This is a genomic window from Paraburkholderia sp. 35.1 (genome assembly GCF_050436525.1).
Classification (GTDB): domain Bacteria; phylum Pseudomonadota; class Gammaproteobacteria; order Burkholderiales; family Burkholderiaceae; genus Paraburkholderia; species Paraburkholderia tuberum.
This window is the reverse complement of the sequence record NZ_JBNDMJ010000003.1, coordinates 3,492,856-3,515,431: the sequence shown is the minus strand read 5'-3', so window position 1 is coordinate 3,515,431 and position 22,576 is coordinate 3,492,856. Positions and strand designations below refer to the sequence as shown.

General features: G+C 64.3%; 16 protein-coding genes and 1 pseudogene. 4 read left to right on the top strand and 13 right to left on the bottom strand.

Translation table 11 applies throughout. The features are described from left to right. Window positions 1-705: 705 nt before the first annotated feature. On the top strand, window positions 706-975 hold the full coding sequence (locus tag OKW27_RS36415; protein WP_176078880.1) for an ArsR/SmtB family transcription factor: 270 nt from the start codon (window positions 706-708) through the stop codon (window positions 973-975). A gap of 13 nt (window positions 976-988) precedes the next feature. Then, a complete protein-coding gene (locus OKW27_RS36410; RefSeq protein ID WP_429336303.1) occupies window positions 989-1,345 on the top strand; it encodes a hypothetical protein in 357 nt (118 codons plus the stop codon). A gap of 27 nt (window positions 1,346-1,372) precedes the next feature. Here the strand turns inward: OKW27_RS36410 and OKW27_RS36405 are convergent, their stop codons facing one another. Further along, entirely contained in the window at window positions 1,373-2,479 is a 1,107-nt protein-coding gene (locus OKW27_RS36405) for a type IV toxin-antitoxin system AbiEi family antitoxin (protein ID WP_429336302.1), read from the bottom strand. 436 nt (window positions 2,480-2,915) lie between these two features. Between OKW27_RS36405 and OKW27_RS36400 the strand changes: the two are divergent. Continuing rightward, a pseudogene (locus OKW27_RS36400) lies at window positions 2,916-3,598 on the top strand (IS630 family transposase); the annotation flags it as partial. Window positions 3,599-3,889: 291 nt separating this feature from the next. Beyond that, entirely contained in the window at window positions 3,890-4,933 is a 1,044-nt protein-coding gene (gene tssA, locus OKW27_RS36395; RefSeq protein WP_429336301.1) for a type VI secretion system protein TssA, read from the top strand. Between the two features lie 65 nt (window positions 4,934-4,998). Here tssA and OKW27_RS36390 read toward each other — a convergent pair whose 3' ends face one another. The 12 genes from OKW27_RS36390 to tssH form a co-directional block, all read right to left on the bottom strand. Then, window positions 4,999-5,346 carry a hypothetical protein gene (locus OKW27_RS36390; protein WP_429336300.1) on the bottom strand — a complete coding sequence of 116 codons (348 nt, stop codon included), beginning with the start codon at window positions 5,344-5,346 and terminating at the stop codon, window positions 4,999-5,001. Between the two features lie 2 nt (window positions 5,347-5,348). Further along, the gene (locus OKW27_RS36385) at window positions 5,349-5,642 is read right to left on the bottom strand and encodes a hypothetical protein (RefSeq protein WP_429336299.1); all 294 of its coding nucleotides are present in this window, start codon (window positions 5,640-5,642) and stop codon (window positions 5,349-5,351) included. 10 nt (window positions 5,643-5,652) lie between these two features. Beyond that, the gene (locus OKW27_RS36380) at window positions 5,653-6,372 is read right to left on the bottom strand and encodes a PP2C family protein-serine/threonine phosphatase (protein WP_429336298.1); all 720 of its coding nucleotides are present in this window, start codon (window positions 6,370-6,372) and stop codon (window positions 5,653-5,655) included. Continuing rightward, window positions 6,369-7,898: a type VI secretion system-associated protein TagF gene (tagF, locus tag OKW27_RS36375; protein WP_429336297.1), complete on the bottom strand. Its 1,530-nt coding sequence runs from the start codon at window positions 7,896-7,898 to the stop codon at window positions 6,369-6,371. Before tagF ends, OKW27_RS36380 begins: the two co-directional genes overlap by 4 nt. Then, window positions 7,895-11,491, bottom strand: coding sequence for a type VI secretion system membrane subunit TssM (gene tssM / locus OKW27_RS36370; protein ID WP_429336296.1), 3,597 nt, complete (start codon window positions 11,489-11,491; stop codon window positions 7,895-7,897). Before tssM ends, tagF begins: the two co-directional genes overlap by 4 nt. A gap of 4 nt (window positions 11,492-11,495) precedes the next feature. Beyond that, window positions 11,496-12,896, bottom strand: a complete 1,401-nt coding sequence (gene icmH, locus OKW27_RS36365) for a type IVB secretion system protein IcmH/DotU (protein ID WP_429336295.1) — start codon at window positions 12,894-12,896, stop codon at window positions 11,496-11,498. Then, window positions 12,893-14,230, bottom strand: a complete 1,338-nt coding sequence (gene tssK, locus OKW27_RS36360) for a type VI secretion system baseplate subunit TssK (RefSeq protein ID WP_429336294.1) — start codon at window positions 14,228-14,230, stop codon at window positions 12,893-12,895. Before tssK ends, icmH begins: the two co-directional genes overlap by 4 nt. Before the next feature lie 105 nt (window positions 14,231-14,335). After that, window positions 14,336-15,862 (bottom strand): type VI secretion system-associated FHA domain protein TagH, encoded by a 1,527-nt coding sequence (gene tagH, locus OKW27_RS36355; RefSeq protein WP_429336293.1) that lies wholly within the window; start codon window positions 15,860-15,862, stop codon window positions 14,336-14,338. After that, complete coding sequence (locus tag OKW27_RS36350) at window positions 15,859-16,413, bottom strand: DUF6931 family protein (protein WP_429336292.1); 555 nt, start codon at window positions 16,411-16,413, stop codon at window positions 15,859-15,861. Before OKW27_RS36350 ends, tagH begins: the two co-directional genes overlap by 4 nt. Next, window positions 16,410-18,296, bottom strand: a complete 1,887-nt coding sequence (gene tssI, locus OKW27_RS36345; protein WP_429336291.1) for a type VI secretion system tip protein TssI/VgrG — start codon at window positions 18,294-18,296, stop codon at window positions 16,410-16,412. The genes OKW27_RS36350 and tssI overlap by 4 nt, the downstream gene beginning before the upstream one ends. Window positions 18,297-18,685: 389 nt before the next feature. Further along, the gene (locus tag OKW27_RS36340) at window positions 18,686-19,690 is read right to left on the bottom strand and encodes a TcdA/TcdB catalytic glycosyltransferase domain-containing protein (RefSeq protein ID WP_429336290.1); all 1,005 of its coding nucleotides are present in this window, start codon (window positions 19,688-19,690) and stop codon (window positions 18,686-18,688) included. Between the two features lie 64 nt (window positions 19,691-19,754). Continuing rightward, window positions 19,755-22,544: a type VI secretion system ATPase TssH gene (gene tssH, locus OKW27_RS36335; protein WP_429336289.1), complete on the bottom strand. Its 2,790-nt coding sequence runs from the start codon at window positions 22,542-22,544 to the stop codon at window positions 19,755-19,757. Window positions 22,545-22,576: the final 32 nt, after the last annotated feature.

The window sequence follows — 22,576 nt, the reverse complement described above, 5'->3', positions numbered from 1 at the left end:
TGACGGGATCGTGCGGATTGCGCGTATGCGCACGTATTGAGAGGTGACAGCAGGAACCGATCCGTCGCGTCGCGTAACAGAATGGCCACCGGCTGGATGACGGCATGTGGCACATCCCGTGCCGACCGGGGCCGCGGCGACGTTGCCCTGAAACGGGGGTGACATGCGCCGCCCCCTACTGCCGATGCATGTCCGGCGGCCAGGCTAGAACTGTCAACGCAGCCGTCGCGTTGGCAAAGCCACCCAGGCGTCCGCCTGACTACTGGGGCCCGGCATGCGCCCGCGCGACCGGCTGCGTGCTACATGCACGCGAGGGACATATTCAGGTCGATATCGGTACGCCAACCATGGGATCCACAGGACTGTTCATCCGGAAGCCCGCTGATTCGACACAGTTCGGGCGCTCGCGAAAATCTGGGGGCAAGACGCCAGCTGCCGCCACAATGGTGGCGCCCGGCGTACTGCCTTGAACTGGTGCATAACCGCCAAATCCCGCAGATCCACTGCGGCCATGCCATCCAGCCCGCATTGGCAACGGGACCTGTTGCGCCCCTACTTCCGGCGAAAGCACTTGACAGTCCCGCAGAAGCCTTTATCATTCTAACGAACTATAGATTGATAAATATGACGCCTGCCTGTACTCACAACTGTTCGGACCGGCCACCCGTTGCCGCTTCGCCCGCCCAGCTCGAAGCGGCCGGTGCGATGTTTCACGCGCTGCGCGATCCCGCACGCTTGCGGCTGCTTGTCCTGCTGTCGCAGGGCGAGCGTTGCGTCACCGAACTTGTAGGGTTTGAGCAGGCCAAGCTGGGCAGCATTTCAGCCCGACTGAAAGTGCTGCATGCCGCCCGGCTGGTGAAGCGCCGCCGGGAGGCTAAGCATGTTTTCTACGCCCTCGCGGACGAGCACGTCCTGACGCTTCTTCAGAGCGTTCTGACCCACGCCGCCGAGCACCCCGAAGCTGCATCATCCTGACGGAGCAAACACCATGGCCACCTGCAACGAACCGCACCACGCTCACCACGACCACCAGCACGGTCCGCACTGCGGACATACGGCGATCCGGCATGGCGATCACGTCGACTATCTGCACGACGGTCATCTGCATCACCCGCATGGCGACCACGTTGACGAACACCGCCTCGAGGTGAACACCACCAACCCTGATAGTTGCACGCCCGATCATCAGTGCGGCGGACATGAGCCGGGCCACGTGCATGGCCCAGGCTGCGGCCACCCGGCCGTGCCGCACGGCGATCATGTCGACTATCTCGTCAACGGACATCTGCACCACCCGCACGGCAACCACTGCGACGATCACGGACCGGTCAGCATCGTTCAGTAACTTCGCATCGAGCTATCCGGCGGCATGTCAGACGTTCGTCTGACCGGCCGGCGTCCGATGCAGGGCTGCCGGTGCGACGGCCTGGCCAACAAGCCCATCCGGCTGCCCCTTGGACGGGCGCAGCAGCTTTTCCTCACAACGCGCAGGCCGCAGGTCGAGGCGTGTCACGTTGGCGAGATGGCCGAGTAAGAACGCGTGATAAAGAACGAAGAGGCGCTTTATGGTGGTCACCGCTTTCCGGTAACGGTTATCAGTTGCGTGGTGCGCTGGTAGGGCGGGATCCGCACGCAAGCGGTAACGCTTCGCGAGTGCCATCGTCACATCCGGTCTTGCCGACGGTTCGACATAAAGCGTTTGCGCGGCCGGCCGAAGCTGCCCTGTCAGTTTTGCGGCAGCAACCTCCCCGCCCCACCACGCCTGCCCTGCAGGAAGCTCGGTATGCTGCCACCACGATGGATCGCCTACTGCGAACCGTTGCACGTTGAGCTTCGGCAGCAGGCGAAGCAGATGGTTGATCGCCCACTCTTCCCTGAGCGCCGCAGGATCGAGCAATCGCCGGTCGTCCGTGCCCGCCAGCAAGCCGCCCTCACGCAGGTCGTCCAGCACACTGCCAACTGTGCCAAGCGCCACACCAGCCGCTGCCGCAATTTCCCGGTATGGACGGTTAAGCAACTCTGGAGCAGATAACAGCACAAAAATCATTCTGAGCGCAGAGGCGCTCGCGGAGATGGCGGGCTTCCCCGATTTCGATGTCAAACGCCTGATCTCGGAGTTCGCGGGCCTGCCTGTTACAAGTCTGTACTGGCCAGGCGCGTGCACGTACAGATTACCGGCCAGATCGATGAGCTGCAGGTCATGCTCGACGCATTCCTCCGCCAACGCAAGCGTCAAATAGGCAGTGGCCAGCAGGACTGGAAAAGCCGCGGTGCGGTTCTTCGCCACAAGGACGCTCACTTGCGCCCGCGATCTTATCCGGCCTCGGGCCGCGAGCGTGTATTGCTGGACCGCGCCGCTCACATCGAGCGTCAGCTTCCCCTCCTTGGTCAAACCATCACTTCGCCCAGCCGGACGAAAGCCGATAACACTCAATGGAACGCGGCTGCGCCGGGTTGCGTCGCTGATAAGCTGGTTCACACTTTATGAACGCATAAAAAATCTGAACATCCCCTGACTTCCCTGCGGCACGTGTGGGCGCAGGGGAACCGTAACCTGAAACATCCATCACTGTATCGTCGACCCAGCATTGCGTTTGCGCAAAAAGCGTCACAATTTCAAGCGAGCCGCAAAATGAGTACGTAAAGAAGTACGCTTTAAGGGCGACTTTTAAAAATAATCGTTAAAAATCAATGCACTACAAGACAAATGCGAGTCCTCTCCTGGGCACCACAAGTTCTTCCGGCGTAAGCCGGAGTAAAGGCCTACGACAGAACAACGTCTGACGACGATCGTCGCAGGGTCATGCAGGATTGGGCCGACTACATTGATCGACTATTGATTTTTCCGTAAATCATGACAACCGTTGAGCGTCTCAAGCGTTATATTTTCAGGACGGTCCTGGAGACAAGTTGGCATGGCGCAACGGCGAATGAGCGAAGCAGCAAAGAAGCGATTGAAGGCGGGTCGGCTGCTGCTGGCGGGCAAGGGCTGCGCCGAGGTGGCGTTGGCGGTGGGTGTCGCTCGGCAGACGGTGTACACATGGAAGCGGCTGCTCGATGAAGGCGGCATCGATGCGCTGCGAGAGGTGCGCGAGCGAGGGCGCCCGGCCCAACTCGATGAGCAACAGTTGGCGGCTGTTCGCGCCGCCCTGCTGCAAAGCCCCGTCGAGCATGGATTTGGCACTGAACTGTGGACTCTCAAGCGTGTGGGCGCGGTCATCGAACGCATGCACGGCGTTCGCTTTGGCCAGACGCAGGTTTGGCGCATCCTGGGCTCACTGGGCTTTAGCCCGCAAAAACCCGAGAAGCGGGCCATCGAGCGCAACGAGGATGCCGTGCGCAACTGGAAGCGCCGCACCTGGCCGGCCCTTAAAAAAAAGCCCGACGAGAAGGGCGGCTGATTGTCTTCGTGCACGAGTCCGGCATCAGCGAGCGCCCGACCAGAGTCCGCACCTGGGCGCCCAAGGGACAGACGTCCATCATCCAGTTTCACTTCAACTGGAATCACGTCTCTGTCATCGCCGGGCTCACGCGCACCAACTGTTTGTTCCGGCTGCACGAGGGGAGCATCAAGAAGGAAGAGATCGTCCAATTCCTCGGCCTTCGATCATTGCCGCTTGCTGGATGCAGGCTACGCTGTGGTGACGTCATGAATTATGGAACTCTCAAATAAACGCGCGCCAGCGATTTTCGAACCCAGGTCCTACGTCTTGCAAGGGAGCAAGCGCCTGGCGCTCGGTAGCAAAGCGTTCGATCTGCGTACCAGGCTGACGATCAGTTGAGACGGAATAACGACGGGGCACTAGCTGTTGTCCGTTTGATGCCGCGCGCTCGTTGGACGCGCCCTGTCGTTGTAGTCTCAGCGCCCTTCCTTTTTCGCCAGCCAATCATGACGCCATTCGATCCAGATCACCTGCTCCGCCCCATCGATGACAGCACGCCGACAGGCGAGAACCTCGAATACGATCCAGAATTCATCGCGCTGGAGCGGCTCGCCACACCGACATCCGAGCGGGCGATGGGCGACAGCCTGAAGGCCGCCGTAGAACCGGACTGGGATAAGGTGGCAACCGCCGCCGAGGCTTTGTTCAACCGTACCAACGACCTGCGTGTGGCCATCCATCTGACCGCCGCCTCGACCCGCATTCATGGCATTGCAGGCTGGAGCGCCGGTCTGGGGCTGGTTCGCGGTCTGCTGGAACGTTACTGGGAGGCGGCGCACCCGCAATTGGACGCCGCCGACGACAACGACGCTACCGCGCGCACCAACGCGATCATGCCGCTCGGCGATCCCCGGAGCGTACTCGCCTATTTCCGCAACGCGCCCTTCGTGAGCTCACCGCGACTCGGCCGCTTTTCGTTGCGCGATCTGCGTATCGCGACGGGCGCAATCACCCGGCCCCCCTCTGCGGAGGGCATGCCTGCGCCCACGCTGATCGATCTCGAAGCGTGCTGCATGGATTGCCCCGAACACCAGTTGCCCGATGCGGCCGCAGCACTCGCGATAGCGCTAGAGCACGCGCGCGCCATTGATGCAATTGCGAGCGAAAAGCTGGGTACCGCTGGACCCGATCTGGGCCACCTGACCGACGATATCGAAGAGTTGAAGAAGTTCGTCGATGCACAGTTGGCGCGGCGCTTTCCAGAGCGCGGCAACGCGCTTGCCGCCGGATTGGTGTCGACCGGCGAAGACGCGCCCACGAACGCTGCCCCTCGGCGCGATAACGGACGAATCCAGGGACCCGATGACGTCGTCCTGTGCATCGACGAAATCTGCGACTACTACGAACGTCACGAACCGTCCAGTCCGCTGCCGATCCTGCTCAAGCGAGCCAGACGTCTGGTCGGCAAGCGCTTCGCGGAGGTCCTTAAAAACATCGCGCCCGGCGGCCTCGCAGAACTGCAGACGCTATCCGGGCCGGACGAAGAATAATCCCTGCAGATCGGTGCAACATTGAGCGGCTGTTGCGCTCGGACTGGCTGCTTCGAAAACGCGGCTCAATATGCGAAGACAAACCAGCAAAACACCATGACGCCCACCGCGGCCATGCCGAGCAGCACGGCGTCCCACGCGGCGAGCGGTCGCGCGTCGAGGTCCGTGCGCACTGCCCCCCCTTCAGCACTTGCCGCACTTCCGGCATCGTGACCTTCCGCCGACACGTCCGGCTGTTGCATGACGCCCGACAGCACGACCCGCCGCACGGTGTCGCCTGTACCCGCAGTGTCCCGCCCCAGCGATTCGAACAACATGCGTCGGCGGTACCGGTATTCGTTGCGCTGAATCCGCTGTAGTCGATGGGCTTCGTCGAGCGCGCGCAATGCGTCGTTGACCTGCTGCTCGTCCACACTCATGCCTGCTGCCTCCTCGGTCGCAGCCACTCGCACTGCACGACATCGCTGCGGACCGACAGCGCGGGCGGCACGATAGTCATGCCGTGGTTGCGGCGCACGGATGCCGATAACGCACCGGCCATCTGTGCGGACGATGAAGTGGTGGAACGCACGCCAGTTCTCGCGGGTGCCGACCCGCTGCGAAGAACGTCGATCTGACGCTCCCAACGTGTCCTGAAAGCGTCGGATAGCGCGGTCAGCTTCGGCGTGCGCCCGTGATAAGCGGAAAGGATGGGGTCCGGATGGTTCATGGCGGAAATTTCACGATGCTTCGAGCCGCACGATGACGGCGGAAATGTTGTCGCGCGCGCGACGCGCAAGGGCGAGCTCGAACAGGCGCTCGATCTGCCGGCGTGGACTGTGCTGCTCGCGAGAGGCGGCGGTCAATTCGCCATCACTCAGCTCCTTGTTGACGCCATCCGAGCACAGCAGGAACTGCATGCCGGGACGGCTGCCGGCCATGGCCCAGTCGACGTAGAGCGTCTCGTCGACGCCGACCGCCCGGGTCAGCACGCCAGTGCCCACGCCTGCCGGCGCGCGTGGTCCGAAATGCGTGATGTCGACCGGTTGACCATGCACGTGGTCGCGAGTGAGTTGCGTCAGTGCGCCGTTTTCCTGAACGTACACGCGGCTATCGCCGACCCAGCCGCACAGCACGAACTGCTGGTCATGCACCAGCAGCGCGACGGTCGAACCGATCACGTCGGTTTGTCGCGCGACGGCGGCCTCGCGCAGTTCGGTGTTCACCTGCTGCAGGCTGTCTTCGATCGCAGCAATGAAGTCGAATACGCTGCCTTCGCGCGTCAGCGCACCAAGGCGTTCGATGATCAGCGTGCTCGCGTAGTCGCCGGCCGAATGGCCGCCCAGACCGTCGGCCACAGCCCACAGTCCGAGGTCCTCGCGAACCAGAATCGCATCTTCATTGCGGCGGCGCACCTTGCCTGTCTCGGTGTGGCCGGCGGAGCAACAATGCGTCGTCATGAGCCGACTTCAATCACGGCCAGCGGCCATTGCGCGGGCTGCGTGCCGAGGCCCGCGCACATCGCGAGATGCAGGCGGGCGTCCTCGTTCGTGGTCAATGCCAGCGCCTCGAGCAGACACGCGTGCGGAAGCTGGATGAGCGCGCGGCTGACGAGCAACAGCAGGCGATCGTCATCCTCGAGCGTGATGCACGCTTCGTCGCAATCCGGCTCTTCCGAGGCGCCGATGCCGGGCATCGCGAGCCATGCATCGCCGAACAGCAGATCGTCAAATTCGCCGCCCGCGCCTGCCGCCCGCTCGACGAACAGTGGTTGCAACTGGCCGCGCCGCCAGTGCCAGGCTGCTGCGGCGCCGATCCGCAGCAGTCGCACCTGCGCTGCGTCAAAGCGCGCGACGAGGGCAGCGCCGTTTGCTGCCGCTGCGTAACGCGCATCGTGCGCATCGTGCGCATCGTGCGCATCGTGCGCATCGTGCCGGGCGCCGCGCAGTTGCGCGTGCAGCGCCAGCAGGCCGGTCCGCAGACTGGGCAGATCCGCCGCACTGCGCTGCGCCGTCTCGCGGATGGCGCGCGCTGCACGTTGGTGCGAGTGAGACGGGCCGTCATCGGCACTCAGCACCAGCGTGCGGCCGTCGTCGAGTAGCAGCAGCGCATCGCTGGCATCTGCAGCGTGACCGGCTGCCGATGAACCGACGGGCAACACTCGATCATCGTGACCATCCTGCGCGTGCAGAGCGGATTGCCCGGCAGCGATCTCTTCATCGCCCAGCAACGCAACAGACTCCCACTGACGAGCGGATGCCGAGCCGAACTCGCGCAGCGCATCGCCCATGTCACCCATGTCGCCCACGTCGCCCGCCCTCGACACCACCGGCTCCAGTAGCGCTGCGTAGCTCAACGGCAAACCTCGCGTCGCCAACAGGCACGCAGCACGTTCGGTCCACCAGAGGCACCACGGCCCCGGCCGCTTGCCGAGTTGCGACCATGCCTCGGCCAGCACCATCCCAACGGCCGCGCTTTCGGGCATCGCCAGTCGCCATTGACCGCCGTCCCACGGCAGCGCGCGCCAGAACGCAGCCATGTCGGTCGCAGGTCGCACGTGCGTCAGCGGACCGGGCAACGCCGCCACGCGCACATCGAAGGTTTCGACGCTCACGACCTCGTGCTGCGCACTGCGATAGACGCACTCGAGCGCGTCGAACCACGCGTGATTGCCGAGCACGGTCGCGACATCGCCGCCACAGGGCGCAGCCAGTACCATCGGAAAGGCGCGGCCGAGCCGATCGACGGCCGGTCCGATCAGACCGCACCACGCGACGTTGCCGCACACCGGTGCGGGCAGCACGAAGCGCCACGCCGCGCCCTGTCGCCATGCGGCGTCCCAGTGCGCTCCGAGTTCGCGGCGCCCGGTTTCGACCGCGCGCTGGAAGTCACGGTCCCAGCCTTCGACGAACACGGACGGCAGCCGTCGCTGAACAAAATCGCCCGCGCTGGGCAACTTCCCGAAGAAGCCGACTCCACCGTTCATCGCGGACACCTGAAACGACGGACTTCGTCGTTGAGGAACGGGTTCTTCAGACTCGCGGGCGCGATCGGCAGCTTCACTGCATGGCCGCCGAAGTCGAAGGTCGCGAGATAGCGCAGGTCGCTTTGCTTTTGCAGACGGGCCGCATCGAGCGCGTGGAAGAACGCCCAGTCGCCATTGAATTTCAGCGGCGTGCCGACCGGCTGGCCGGACGTATCGAACGCACTGACGACCACGTGTCCGGGCTGCGGTCCAGGCCACGTCATCATCATGCTCGCGGAGCCGTTCGCCGCGTAGTCGTACTTCTGCCCGTCGATTTCGACGGTCAGCTTCGCGATTGCCGGATCGAGCTGCGGCGCGAGCAGCGTAAAACCGACCTGCAGTTGCGCGCCGTTGCGGAAATAGATCTGGCGGATCGCGTCGGCACTCTGCGCTTCGCTCAGCACGGCGTCGGGGCCGGTTGGCGCGCCGGGCTTCCAGCGCCAGTTGCGGCCACTCGTGTCGACTGATTTCGCGAGCGTCGACTTGAAGAAACTGTCGAACCGTCCGCCATTGCCGAACAGCTCGGCGAAGTTCTGCACGGGGATGTCCGATGCACGGTTCGACGCAAACGGATAGCGGCCATCGACGAAGCTCGCGCAGTCGTTGCCCGCTGCCTCGCGAAACTGGCTGGCGAGCGCGGCGCTGCTTCCGCTTGCGACCAGATCCGCACTCTTGCCGGTGAGGCCGGAAATCAGCGAAGCCACCTGCGGCGGCAACTGGTCGCTCTCCTGGCGCGCCGCGAGCACGGCCGGATTGTTCTGCGCGCCGGGCGCGCTCAGGTCAGTCATCGTCAACAGGTTCTTGCCGAGCTGGTCGAGCACGGTGGACATCTGATCGAGCGGCGTCGAACCCGGCGTGCCGACGCTCATCTGGTTCAACTGCGCGAAATGCGCCTCGATGGCGGCGCCCGGCTGGCTGGCCGGCGCGTCGCCCGAACCCGGTTTGGTGCTTGCGGGGCCGTTGGTCGTGGTGCCGTCCGGCAACGTTGCGCCCGCATCGCGCAATTCGCCGGCAAGGCGCGTGTTCGCAGCGCGTCTCGCGACCAGGCTCTCGCCTACAGACGCCGCCTGCGCGCCCACCGCCGAAGCCGACAAAACCGATGAAGCCGAAGTTGCACCGTCAGCCGTGGCGCCGCGCAACATGTCGCTGGTGTTGTCACGCACGAGATGCAGCAGCGCTTTCAGCGGCGAACTCGGACCCGACAGTTTCGCGGCCAGCGCACTCGCGCCCTGGATGTCAGACACCGGCTGAAGTTGCAGATCGGCGAGCAGCGCGTCCCACGCCTTGATGTAGTCCTGCTCATACAGCGCCAGCACCTGCTGTTCATAGCGCGAGCGCGCGAGCGGATCGATGCGGCTGGCGTTGAAGACCCAGTAGTCCTTCACGAAGCCGTCCACCGATCGATCGATTCCGCCGTTCACCTCGGCGGCGAAAACCGGCCTCGTGAACAGCGCGGGGAACGGTTGCGAAAGCGGCGCGCCACTCTTGCGGCGAAACACGCTGCCAAGCAGTCCGAGCGACTGGTCGAGCCGCACCGGCGGCGCCCCCGAACGCCCGGCGTCGAGCTGGACGCTGCCGTAGATCAGCGTCGCGAGATCGGCGGTCTTCAGCGTCGCGCGCGCCTGATCGATCAGCGCGTTGTCGAGCGTCAGCGCGCGCGGCTTCGCCGGATCGTCGACCAGCGCGGAAAAGTGTTTGTCGAGCGCGTTCTGGATCGCCGGGTCCTGCGGGAACATGCGTTGCCATTCGATGCGCGCGAGCGCGGCCAGCTCGCCGGGATCGAGATGCTGCGGCTGGCCGAGCATCAGATAGCCCTTCAGGTAGTCGTAGAGTGCCTGCGGAGCGTTGGCACTGGCGTTGAGTCCTTCCCGAAAGCGCACGCCGACGCCGGGCAGCAAGGTGCCGTCGAGTTCGCGCAGATACGCGGCATGCACCTGCTCGAACAACGCGTGGCCCTGGAACAGGCCGAAGCGCATCAGCCAGGGCACGTGGCCCTGATACTGGCCCGCGACGCCCTGCGCGCCCGAGATGACTTCGAGGCGCGCGAGCGCACGCGCGAAATACGTCTTGAGATCCGGTGCGCCGACGAGGCTGCTGGCTGGCGGCAGGTCTTCCAGGGTGTCCTGCACCTGCGCGACGTAGAGACGGTTGCGCGTGTAACTGGTGGCGAAGCCGGTGATCAGCAGCGCCGTGACGAGCGCGATGCCGATATACATCCCGGCCTGCATCAGCAGCTTCTGCCGTTCCAGCCGCGGATTGGTGCCGGCGAGGCCCGACTCGCGGAACAGCACTTCCTTCAGCAGCCGTTCGACGAAAAAGGTCCGGCGTTGCGTGCCGCCGCCCTGCACGCGTGCCGCGTCGACGCCGAAGGTGCGCGCGACGACGCTCAGCATGCGGTCGATCGGCGCGCCCTGCTGGGTGCCGGAGGTCAGATAGGCGCCGCGCAACAGCGGCGCTGCGCCGTACTGATGACGCCCGAACGCGCCTTCGACGAACTGCCGCGCAATTTCGCGAAACGCGCCGAGCTGCTGCGGAAAGCTGAGCACGGCGGCGCGTCGGCTGCGATCGCGCTCCCCATGCAGACGCTCGATCACGCGCGTATTCAGACGCTCCAGCAACAGGTCGAACTCGCCCGCGAAGCGCGCGCAGGCGCTGCCGTCGATACTCGCGTCGACGGGAAACGTCATGCCCCAGACCTGACTGCGCAGATCGGGCCCGAGATCGTCGAAGAACTCGGTGAAGCCCGCCACGAGATCGCACTTGGTGAACACGAGATACACGGGCACCGCCACCTTCAGGTGCTGCGCGAGTTCGTCGAGGCGCCGGCGCACGGTGCGGATGTGCTGTTGACGCGTGTCTTCGTCGAACGTCAGCAGATCGGACACGCTCATGGTCACTATCACGCCGTTCAGCGGACGGCGCCGCCGATAGCGGCGCAGCAGCGACAGAAACGCCTGCCACGCGGAAGCGTCGGCGGCCGCATCGGAGTCCTGCGTCGTGTAGCGGCCCGCGGTGTCGAGAAACACCGCTTCGTCGGTGAACCACCAGTCGCAGTTGCGCGTGCCGCCGATGCCGCGCAGCGCCTCCTTGCCGAAGCGCTCCGAGAGCGGAAACTCGAGCCCGGAATTCTGCACCAGGGTGCTCTTGCCCGAGCCCGGCGGACCGATCACCACATACCACGGCAGCGCGTAGAGATTGCTGCCATTGCTGCGGGTCTTGCGCAACATATCGATTGCTTCGCGAAAGCGACGCTGCAACTGCTCGCGTTCGGCGCTGCCGGGTTCGTCGAGCGGAAGCTGCGCGTCCTGTCCAGCCAGCTCGCCGGACAGTTGCGACGTCTTGCGCCGCGCGCGCCATTGCATGACCTGTTCGACCAGCAGCCAGCCGAGCACAATCGCGAAGATCAGCGCCAGCCGGGCCGCGGCGCTCGCGAGCGGCTGCCGTTCTCCGATCCCGAGATAGGGGGCGCCCAGCCAGATCAGCGCAGCGATCAATAGCAATCCGATCGCGACGGTGAACCACCGGGACGTCACCCAGGTTTTCAGCGTGTTCATGGGTTCAGTGCTCCGGGATAAACAGGATTTCCACGCGACGGTTGCGCGTGCGGTTCGCCGGCAGATCGGCCGGCGTCGCGATCGGCTGCGACGAGCCAGCGCCGCTCGCTTCGAGACGATGCGGATCGTCGAGCCCCTGCGCGAGAATCTGCTGCGTGTTCTGCGCGCGCGCCGTCGACAGCGCGAAGTTGTCCTTGAAAGTCAGCGAACGCACGGGCTGGTCGTCGGTGTGGCCGACGACGATCACCCTGCCCTTCACCTGATTCAGCGCCGACGTGATCCGGTGCAGGAGCGACACCACGTCGGGCGCGATGTCGGCGCCGCCCGACGGGAACAGTTCGGCGGCGGCGAGACGCACCGTGGCGCGGCCATCGGTTTGTTCGTCGACGCTCAACTGGCCGGCCTGTTCCTGTGGCGCGAGCAGTTGCTTGAGCGTCACGCGCGCGGCCGTGGGCGCGGGCGTCGCGACGGTTTGCGGCGGCGGCGTGTTCTCGAGACCGATCGCGGCAAGCTGTGCGCCGACTGGCGCAGCGAGCGCGTTGAGCTTCGTGAAAAACACCAGGAACGCACCCAGCAGCACGACGGCCGCAGCCGACGCGGCGACCCACATCGGCACATGCCGCATCACCGGATTGCGGCGGTCTTCGACGCCGCGCCAATGCGGCGCCAGTTCCGCGGCGGGCGCTTCGCGCAGCGCGCGAATGCGTCGATAGAGATCATCCTGAATGTCGGCCAGGCGCGCGAGGCCGCCTGGTTCCACGAGATAGCGTCCGCCGAAGCCCAGCGCGAGACAGATGTACATCAGCTCGATCAGATCGAGATGGCGCGAGAAGTCGACGCTCAGGCGATCGAGAATCTGGAAGAACTTCGCGCCACCGTAGGCCTCGCCGTGGAATGTCACGAGCAGCGTCTTTTGCGCCCAGCCGCTCAGGTCGCCCCACGGCGCGTTATTCACCGACTCGTCGAGCATCGTGCATAGGACGTAGCGCGCTGCCACGATGGTTTGCGTGTCGATGCCCGCGCCCTGTGCGTAGCGCTCGAAGCTGCGCACCTGTGCGACCGCCTGATCGCGCAGACGGCCGACGTCGGTGGGCGGCGCAACGCTGTGCCGCAATTGCACCGTCAGCAGCAGCAGCGGATTGGCCGCACGGACGAGCGGATTGGCGACACCGCTCAGGAAGTCGCCCAGCTCGGCGCGCAGCGGCGGCGGCCCAGGCGGCTGCGATGGCCGGTTTGCCGGCATCACGCGCGAAGTGGGCGATGCCGGCCGCACGATGCGCGTGAGCTCGCCGGCGTCGGTGTTGAGATCGGCGTTGGGATCGGTGTTGACGGCGCGCTGCGGGCGCACCATCGTCGCATCGCCGCGCCGGGTTGCGTCGGCGGAACGGTCGTTGGTGGTATTCATGCGCGTACCGCCCACAGTTGCAGGTCGAGACCGGCGAAGCCGCTGCCGAAGTGCATCGCGATGCCGCCGGACGTCTTCAACATGCGCCACATCGGCGAGTTTCTGTCGCACTCGAAATAGAGGAAGCCCGACATGTAGGGCAACTGGCGCGGCGCGACCGCCATCGGCGATACGCCGATGCCCGGCAGTTGCAGGTTCACCAGATCGCGGATCTTTTCGACAGGACCGATCTTCGATTGAGTCGGCAGTTGCCGGCGCATGTCTTCGGACTTCAGGTCGGCCTTCGCGGCGAGCACGAAGCTCGCCGTATCGAGCAGCGTGAGATCGGCCACCATGCCGACCCACACGCCATACTTGCGCTGCTGCAGCGGAATCGCGACAGCACTCTGTTCGAGCACCGCGCTCAACGCGATGCGCAGCGCCGCGATCACCGGCTCGAAGCTTTCGCGCAGCAGTTCGTGCCGATACGGCGGAAAAGCCTGCGCGCGCTTGCCCGGCGTCGTGAATGTAGCCAGCTCGCCGGCCAGTTCGAGCAGCAGCCGGTAAAGCGCTTCGGGGTGCAGCAGCGGCGCCTCGGCAAGATGCGCGACGAGCGGCTGATAGCGGTTGATCACCTGCAGCAGCAGAAAGTCCGCGATTTCCGCGGCACCGCCGCGATCGGTCTCGCTCACACGTCCTGCGAGCGCCTCGCCGCGCTGATGCAGCAGGCCGAGCAGCTCGGACAGGAAGGTGACGAGCCGCCCGGCCGCTTCGGTGCTCTGCGAGGTCGGCACGAAGCCATCGTCGAGGATCACCCGCCGATCGGCGCGGCATTCGACGACTCGTGCCAACGGAATCCGCATCAGGCCTTCCATCGGCTGCAATTCGGGTAAAAGACGTGTACTCATGCCCGCGACTTCGAGCGCGGTGACGCCTTCCATGCTGCCCGACGCATCGCGCACTTCGGCTTCGCGCACGCGATAGCGGAACAGTTGATCGCTGCCGGCGCCGGGCCATGCGCTGTCCGGCTGCGTGGGCGAACGCAGCGGCAAGGTTAGATGAACGATCTGGTCGCGCCAGTTCGCATCGATATCGAGCGGCGGCGGCAGTGGATCATCGCCGGGCATTGCGAACGGCGTGCCGTCGGGAAACACGCCGCGTGCGCGCTTGATGCCGAGCTTGCCGATTGCGAGCAGATCGCTTTCCAGTTCGAGTTCGTGAAAGCCCCATGCGTGCGGACGCAGATTGCCCGCGCGCAGCTCCACGTAACGCTCGAAATAGCGTTCCTGCTGCTGCATGTGCTGCGGCCTGAGGAACAGGCCTTCGCTCCATACCACCTTGTTGCTCTGGGTCATGTCGGTGAACCGGATAGGGGTTGTCACACGTCGCGCGACGAGTGCGGGTCGCGACGGCCTCGGGCCTCGCCGCACCGCGTTACGCCGGCGGGTCGCGTTGGCTGGTTACGTTGGCTCGTTGCGCCGCCTTTTCAGGCGTCCGAGCTGTTCTTCGTAGGCGCGCGCGAATTCATCGCCGAAAAGCCGCCTGAAGCATTCATCGGGATTGCTCGTGACTTCTTCAAACTGTTCCTTGTAGCGCTCCCAGTGACGCGGCCGGCCACCGAGCGGCAAACGGCGCACGCTCCCTTCGGCTTCCCGTTCGATCTTCGCCGGATCGAAATGCGCGAGCAGCGACTGAAACGCGGAACGCACGCCAGCAAGCATCGCCATCTGGTGATTGCGGATGTCGTCGGCGGCATCGTTCAGCGCGGCGTTGCCGCGGAGGAAGCCGCCATCGGGCGGCGCGAGCAGCCTCATGACGGCTTCCTGCGCGGTCGGCGCGAACTTCAACGGGTTGTTTTCAGAACGCTGGATCAACGTCGCGGGCAGCCGGAAGCTGTTCTTCAGTTCGGCGCGCGCGCGTAGCACGTCCATCATCGCGTCGACGGCGATGTGGAACATTTCCATCAATTCGGGAGCGTCTTCGCCGGCGGGCGACGGGGCGGCAGAGGCGAGCGGAGCGGTCGGAACCGCAGGCACTGCCGGCGCTGCAACTGCCGCAGCGATCACGACGGGTGTTGTGTCCGGCGACGCGTGCGAATGCATCGGCGTTTCCGACTGCGTTTGATTTTGCGGCGGCACCTGCGTCGGCGACGGTGCGGGCACAAGCGCCAGGATCCCGCCAGTCGTCATGGACACATCTTCAGAAGGTTCGAGCCGCCCCTGCCCGGAACGCGCGGCGACCAGGCTCGCGCTCGCGTCCCAGTCTTCCGGGAGCACGGGCCCGCCAAGCCGTGCCGCCTCGGCCTGCGGCGGCCGGAAGCGGTCGGCCGCCGCAGGCGTGTGGTTCCAACCGGGCGCGGACGATACGCGAGGCAGCGGTTCGTCGGCGTAGGACGATGGCACATCGAACAACGCGAGTGGATCGAGACTCGCACCCGGCGCCGATCCGTCGGCGACGCCCGGAATCAGGCCTTCGGCCTCGCCCGCATGCTCCACCGCCGGGGTGGCGCGCCGTGGCGCGAGCAGCAGGCTCAGGTCCAGCGGACCCCTGTTTTGCGCAGGCGCAGGCGCCGGTGCGCAGGCAGGGGCCGGCGCGGCAGCAACGAACGACGCGGTGCGCCCCGGATCGACCGCGCCGGCCCGCGGGTCCGGTTCGGTCGCACCGTTGCCGCTCAAGCGCACGCTGACATCGAACGTGTCGATCTGCAAGCGGTCGCCTTGCTTCAGGGCGGCCGGATCGCCTTTTCGCAGTGGCGCGCCGTTCAGCGACATGCCGTTCGTGCTGCGGTCCTCGATGAAATACATGCCGTTCAGGTAGCGCACCAGCGCGTGCAGACGCGACACGCCTTCCGTGCCCAGCACCCAGTCGCACTCGTCGGAACGGCCGATGCTGCCATCGCGGCAGTCGAACACCTGCTCGCGGCTTGCGTCGAAGCCGCCGGTCCCCTCGCCTTCTATCGAGAGAATCAGCCTCTGCGCGGCGCTCATTGCATACCTCCATCGATACCTTCAGGAACACTCAGCAGGCCCAGCGCATCGCGCACGAACGCGGCACGGCGTGCATCGAACCGCGCGGGCACCAGCGCGGCCATGTAGCTCACCGCGGCCGTCGCCGCGATCGCCGTCAGATGCTCCGGCGGCGGCGTCGGCCGCTCGTGCTCCGGATTCAGGTTGCCGCCCGACCAACCTGCGGCGGCAGCCGTCCATGCCCCGATCGTCTGGTAGCGATGCGTCTTCGCGAACGCTAGCGCCGCGGCGCGTTGCGCTTCCATGGGATCGCGCACCCACGCTTCCGCGAGTTCGAGACCTGCGCGGTCGTGGTCGTCGAGCGTCTGACGGCGGCAGCACTGGCACGCCCACGCCACCGCATAACGGCGCGGCAGCAGACGACCAAGCAGGCTCAACGCATCGGCTGAGTGTCCGGCGTCAAGCAATGTCTGCACCGCCGAACGCGCCGCCATCGACGGCCGCAGGCACGCTTGCGCGCGCGTGGAAAGCCGCATCTGGCGCGCTGCTTCGACAATCGACGGCGTGCTCATAAGATCATCGGAGCCGCGCCGCCCAGTACCGCCGTCGCGGTCCCGATCAACTGCAGGTTGGTGGACTGCACGAGGCAATCGGCCTCGGACAGGATTTCCATCGCCGCGATCGAACTCATGTTCAGATTCGCTTTCGAGTTGATCTCCATCGCAAGACCCGATGCCATCGTCACGTTCATCTCTCCGTTAAGCGAGATGCTGGTGCCTTGAATCGCGATCTCGCCGGTGCTGTTCATCGTAATGCTGGCAAGTCCGGTGACCAGCCTGATCTGGTTGCCCGCCGTCAGCGTGTAGTTGCGCGCGACCTGTACATCGTGGTCGTGCTCCGACTCTTCGCGCAGATCCTTTTGCGCGTGAATCAGCACCTGCTCGCGGCCCACCCGGTCTTCGAAGCGGATCTCGTTGTAGTCGTCACTACCGCCACCTTCGTGGCTGCGGCTTTTCACACCGCTTTGGGTCTTGTTGTCCGGCAGGTTGTACGGCGGCATGTTGTCGGCGTTGTAGACACTGCCGATGATCAGCGGCCGGTCCGGATTGCCGTCGAGAAAGCTGACCACCACTTCCTGTCCGACGCGCGGGATGAACTGCGCGCCCCAGCGCTTGCCGGCCCACATCTGCGCGACCCGCACCGGGCACGAGTTCCGCGCGTTCGGTTTGCCCTGACGATTCCAGAAGAACGTGACCTGCACGCGGCCGTATTTGTCGACGGCGATGTCTTCGGGCGTATCGCCGTACACCACCGCCGTCTGCAGGCCAGCGATCACCGGACGCGGCGTCGTCGGCATCGTGCGAAACAGCTGGCGGCTGCGGATCGCCTTGAAGCCGCACCTGAACGGCGCCTCGCCATCGTCTCCCCCGCCGCCCGCCGAGTAGTCCGGCTCGACGAGGCGCGTCACCGCGTCGATCACGAGGTATTCGTGATTCGCGTCGGCAAGCGGAAAGTCCTTGAGCCTGAACAGCGCACCCGTGGCGAGACCACAGGCGTCGGTGTGGCCGGCGCTCATCGCGAGCGGCACATTCAACGCATCCGCGCGCACCTGCGCGTAGCGCTGGCCGTCCGACAGACGCTCGTCGTAGCCAACGTAGTCGTACGCATAGTCGTAGATGTCGAGGCCGCTCACGTTGTGCGCGTCCTCCATGTCGGTCAGCTCTTCGGTGGCAAGCAGCGATGCTTTCGGCTTCAGATAGTCGTAGTCGTCGAGCTGCACCTTCGTCGCGTTGACCGCGCGAGAGGTCGCCCAGTCGCTGATCGACGCCTTCATGCGCTTGCCCCGCCCGATCGGCGGCGCATAGGGAATCTGCTCGAAGCCAGCCACGCTCGAGTGCGCGCCGAGCGCATCGGCGAGCACCATCGTGTGCGTGCTCTGCGTATGCGTGAAGAAGTAGTAGATGCCTTCCTGCTCCATCAGCCGGCTGACGAAGTCGAAGTCGCTTTCGCGGTACTGCACGCAATAGTCGCGCGGCGGATAGCTACCGCTGAGGCTCACCTTCAGATCGCTATAGCCGATGTCGCCAAGTACCGACTGGACGATCTGCGGCACACTCATGCTTCGATAGATGCGGCAGTCGCGTCTGCGCGTCGCCAACCACGGTTTCGGCACGAGCGTGAACGTGTAGACCGCATAGCGCACGTTGTCGATGTTGACGAAGCCGCCTTGCTCGCCTTCGCGGACAATCGCGTTGAAGTAGCGCGTATAGCCTTGCGGCGTGACAAGCTTCACCGTCATCGGCGTGCCTAGCAGCGAACGCAGATCGACTTCCGCGTTCTTGCTGATCGCTTCGAGCCGATATGAAAACAGCCGACCGAGCGACTCGGTCGCGGTCATGTTTGCGAACAGGAGACTGCTGCCGAGACTGGAAGTGAGTGTGATTGCGTGGGCCATGACGTGATCTGCGAACCTTCTTTACGTTGCGGGTAAGTCGTACTGGACGGAAAGCCGCAGCGCGGTGATCGAACCGGTATCGGCGCCGCTGTTGCGAACCGGACGCCTCCAGGTTGACGGTTTTTGCCTGCTGGCATCGCTCCATCTCCCGGCGCGATTAGTACGCCCTTTGGCAAACAGAACACCCGGCCCACGCGATCTATTCCTTCGCCATGGCGCAAATGAATTTGATATAGGTCTCCTTATAGGTCTCCTGAGTGAGCGGATCCGAACCCTTATTGACCAGTTGCCGCGAATTGTCCACCGGGTCGTTCGCGACCACGGGACGGTCGTCCTGCGTGTTATGGATCAACCCGATATTGACGTGATCCCGGATTCGCTCGAAGAACTCATACGCCAAGCCAATCGTGAAAGTAACTGTCCGTGACCTTGTGCATGGGGAAGTACCAGTTATCTCGCATGAAAAGATTGTTCTGCAGTTTCTGATCCGAGGTCTGAGTGCGGACTTGCTCCTCGAACATTTTGTCCCGGACCTTTTTGAAGCCTGAACTCTGCGCTGCTGCCGTTGGTCCCGTCATTCTGATCGTGCTCGTCCGGACGTCATTCATATATTCTGTTCGCAGATCATCGCTGGTCTTGATCGATCTGAAGTTGCTGTGTATGAGCGATTTGTAGGACTTCAAGCCACCGCTGCCAGCGTGACTCGCAATGATCGAGTTGCTGATCGATGGCGTCTGGTCGCCTCTGACGTGCTGTTCCCACCAGTTTGGATTCACCCAGTCGCTCTCGCTTATTCCCTGATACCAGGCGGGATGCACGGCGGAGAATCGCGGGTAAGACTGGTGGCAGATGATCTCCCCCAAGGGACTGACGCAGCTGACGTCGGTATCGACATAGAGACCGCCATGCTGAAGAAGAATCTCGATTCGCAGAATATCGCTGGCCGAACCGAAGTTGGCTCCGCGATTGACCAATTCGCGTCGGTAAATCGTAGAGTTCTTACCCATCTTTAAATCATGCTGCACCTCGCGCAGCTTGAGCCTGTTCTGCTCGCAGAAGTTTATGATCGAGTTGACCTGCCGGCCCCGCATTCCACGCAAATCCTCGCCGCGCATGTTCAGATACTGATTCAGATATCTCATCGTTGCCGAATCGCCCCCGTCCTGACCCAAACGTTGAGCCACCTCATCCCATTGGTTCGGCGTAGTGCTGGCATTGTGTTGTACGCTGATCTGGCGGCGACGTTCGCCTGTCAGTAACTGATTGGCGTCGATCCAGAGATTCACCTCCCAATCGGGGTTCAACCTTGGAAACGTTATGATGCAATCGCGGTTTCGTTGCGGGATATCGCCGCCAATCCAGATAATATGAATTATCTTTGGAATAGCTTTCACGTTTTGAACTCCTCGTAAAGGTCAATTTCTTTCGACCGCCTCAGCGCGTGGCGCCCCGGTCACACTAATCAGGAATGCTGGGAATCGCGGCGATGAGCGGCGCACACTCGTCGAAGCGATACGCAAAATCGCCGTCCTCGACGCTCACGCCAACCCGCTCGATCGCGACGCCGTCGATCATGCGTGCGAGAAACTCGCGGCTGATCGCAGGCAACATCGTGTTGGTCAGAATCGCATCGATCATCCGGCCACCCGATTCGCTCTCCGTGCAGCGACTCACGACCAGTTGCGCCACGGCGTCGTCATAGTCGAGCGGCACGCGATAGCGATCCTCGATACGCCGCTTGATGCGATCCAGTTGCAGTCTCACGATCTTCGCGAGCATCGCGCCACTGAGCGGGAAGTAAGGAATCGGCACGAGCCGGCCTAGCAGCGCGGGGGGAAACACCTCGAGCAACGGTTCGCGCAGCGCTTTGGCGAGGCCCTGCGCATCCGGCATCAGCTCCGGGTCCAGGCACAGGCCGGCGATCAGATCCGTGCCGACGTTCGTGGTCAGCAGGATCAAGGTGTTCCTGAAATTGATCGAGCGGCCTTCACCGTCATCCATCACGCCCTTGTCGAACACCTGAAAGAAGATTTCGTGGACATCGGGATGCGCTTTCTCCACTTCGTCGAGCAGCACCACCGAATACGGCTTACGCCGCACGGCCTCGGTCAGCACTCCGCCTTCGCCATAACCGACATAGCCTGGCGGCGCGCCCTTCAGCGTCGAAACCGTGTGCGCTTCCTGAAACTCGCTCATGTTGATCGTGATCAGGTTGTGCTCGCCGCCGTACAGCGCCTCGGCGAGCGCCAGCGCGGTCTCGGTCTTGCCAACGCCCGACGTGCCGGCGAGCATGAACACGCCGATCGGACGGTTGGGGTTGTCGAGACCGGCGCGCGATGTCTGGATGCGCCTGGCGATCATCTCCATCGCGTGGTCCTGACCGACGACGCGCTCGCACATCAGGTCGGCGAGATTCATCACGGTCCGCAGTTCGCTACGAACCATGCGCCCGACCGGAATGCCGGTCCAGTCAGCGACGACCGACGCGACCGCCTGGTAGTCGACATTCGCCAGGATCAGCGGGTTTTCGCCCTGCCGCTCGGCGAGCTGCGCCTGCAGTTGTTTCAACTCGGCAAGCACCTCTGCCCTCGTGTCATCGTCGAGCGCCGGCAGCGCGAACGAGTTGGTCGATGCGTCGGACTTCGCGTCGCCGTGCGCGGTCGGTTCCCGCGCACTGCCGGCGCTCTCGCCCGGCGCGGCCTCGCCTCCTAGCCGCGCGCGCAACGCCAGAATCTGCTGGACCAGCGATTTCTCGTTGTCCCACGCGGCTTCGAACTGCTGCAACCGCAGCCGTTCCGCTTCGAGCGTCGCTGAAGCCAGCGACTCGCGAGCCTCCACCTCCATGCCGACGCTTTTCTCGCGCGCGATGATCGTCTGCTCGGTCTGCAGCGCCTCGATCCGCTTGAGTGTGTCGTCGATTTTCGCCGGCACCGCGTGCTGGCTGATCGCGACACGTGCGCACGCCGTATCGAGCAGGCTCACGGCCTTGTCCGGCAACTGACGCGCGGGAATATAGCGATGCGACAACTTGACGGCTGCTTCGAGCGCTTCGTCGAGAATCTGCACACGATGATGCTGCTCCATCACGCTCGCGGTACCGCGCATCATCAGGATGGTCTTCTCTTCGCTCGGTTCGTCCACCTGCACGGGCTGAAAACGTCGCGTCAGCGCCGGATCCTTCTCGATGTGCTTGCGGTATTCGGCCCAGGTGGTCGCGCCGATCGTGCGCAGATTGCCGCGCGCGAGCGCGGGCTTGAGCAGGTTCGCCGCGTCGCCGGTGCCCGCCGTACCGCCCGCGCCCACCAGCGTATGCGCTTCGTCGATGAACAGGACGATCGGCTTGCGCGAAGACTGCACTTCGTCGATCACCTGACGCAGGCGGTTTTCGAACTCGCCCTTCATGCTCGCGCCGGCCTGCAACAGGCCGATATCGAGCGCACGTACCTGCACGTTGCGCAATGGCGGCGGCACGTCGGCACGCGCAATGCGCAGTGCGAACCCCTCCACCACAGCCGTCTTGCCGACACCCGCTTCGCCGACCAGCATGGGGTTGTTCTGGCGCCGGCGCATCAGTACGTCGACCAATTGGCGAATCTCGGCGTCGCGGCCCACCACCGGGTCGATCTTGCCGTCGCGCGCCTGCGCGGTCAGATCGACCGTGAACTGCTGCAACGCCTGTTGCCTGCCCATCTGCGCGGGCGCCATCGCACCGCTGCTCTCGCCGGACTCAACCGCGCCGGCACGAAATCCATCGGTGGCAAGCTGGCCGTCTTCCGGCGAGCCTTCGACGATGCCGGCGAAGTCGTCGGCCAACGTCTCGGCGCGTAGCTTGTCGAATTCCCCTGAGACATCGAGCAATGCGTGACGCAAGTGTCGCGTACGCAACAGGCCGACGATCAGATAGCCGGTGCGCACCTGGGCTTCGCCGAACAGCAGCGTAGCGAATACCCAGCCGCGCTCGACCGCTTCTTCCACCTCGGCCGACAGATCGGAGATGCTCGTACTGCCGCGCGGCAAACGTTCGAGTGCGACCGTGACGTCGCGTGCAAGGTGCGACGGATCCAGGCCGAAATGCCTGACGATGCGATGCAGATCCGAATCCTGCAGCTGCAGGATCTGATGAATCCAGTGCGCCAGTTCGACGTACGGGTTGCCGCGCAGCCTGCAGAACACGGTAGCGCTTTCGATACCCCGATAGGCCAGCGCGTTGAGCTTGCCGAACAAGGCGCCACGACTTATTTCAGCCATGATTCCAATCCTGTATGACCAGAGGCGGCCGC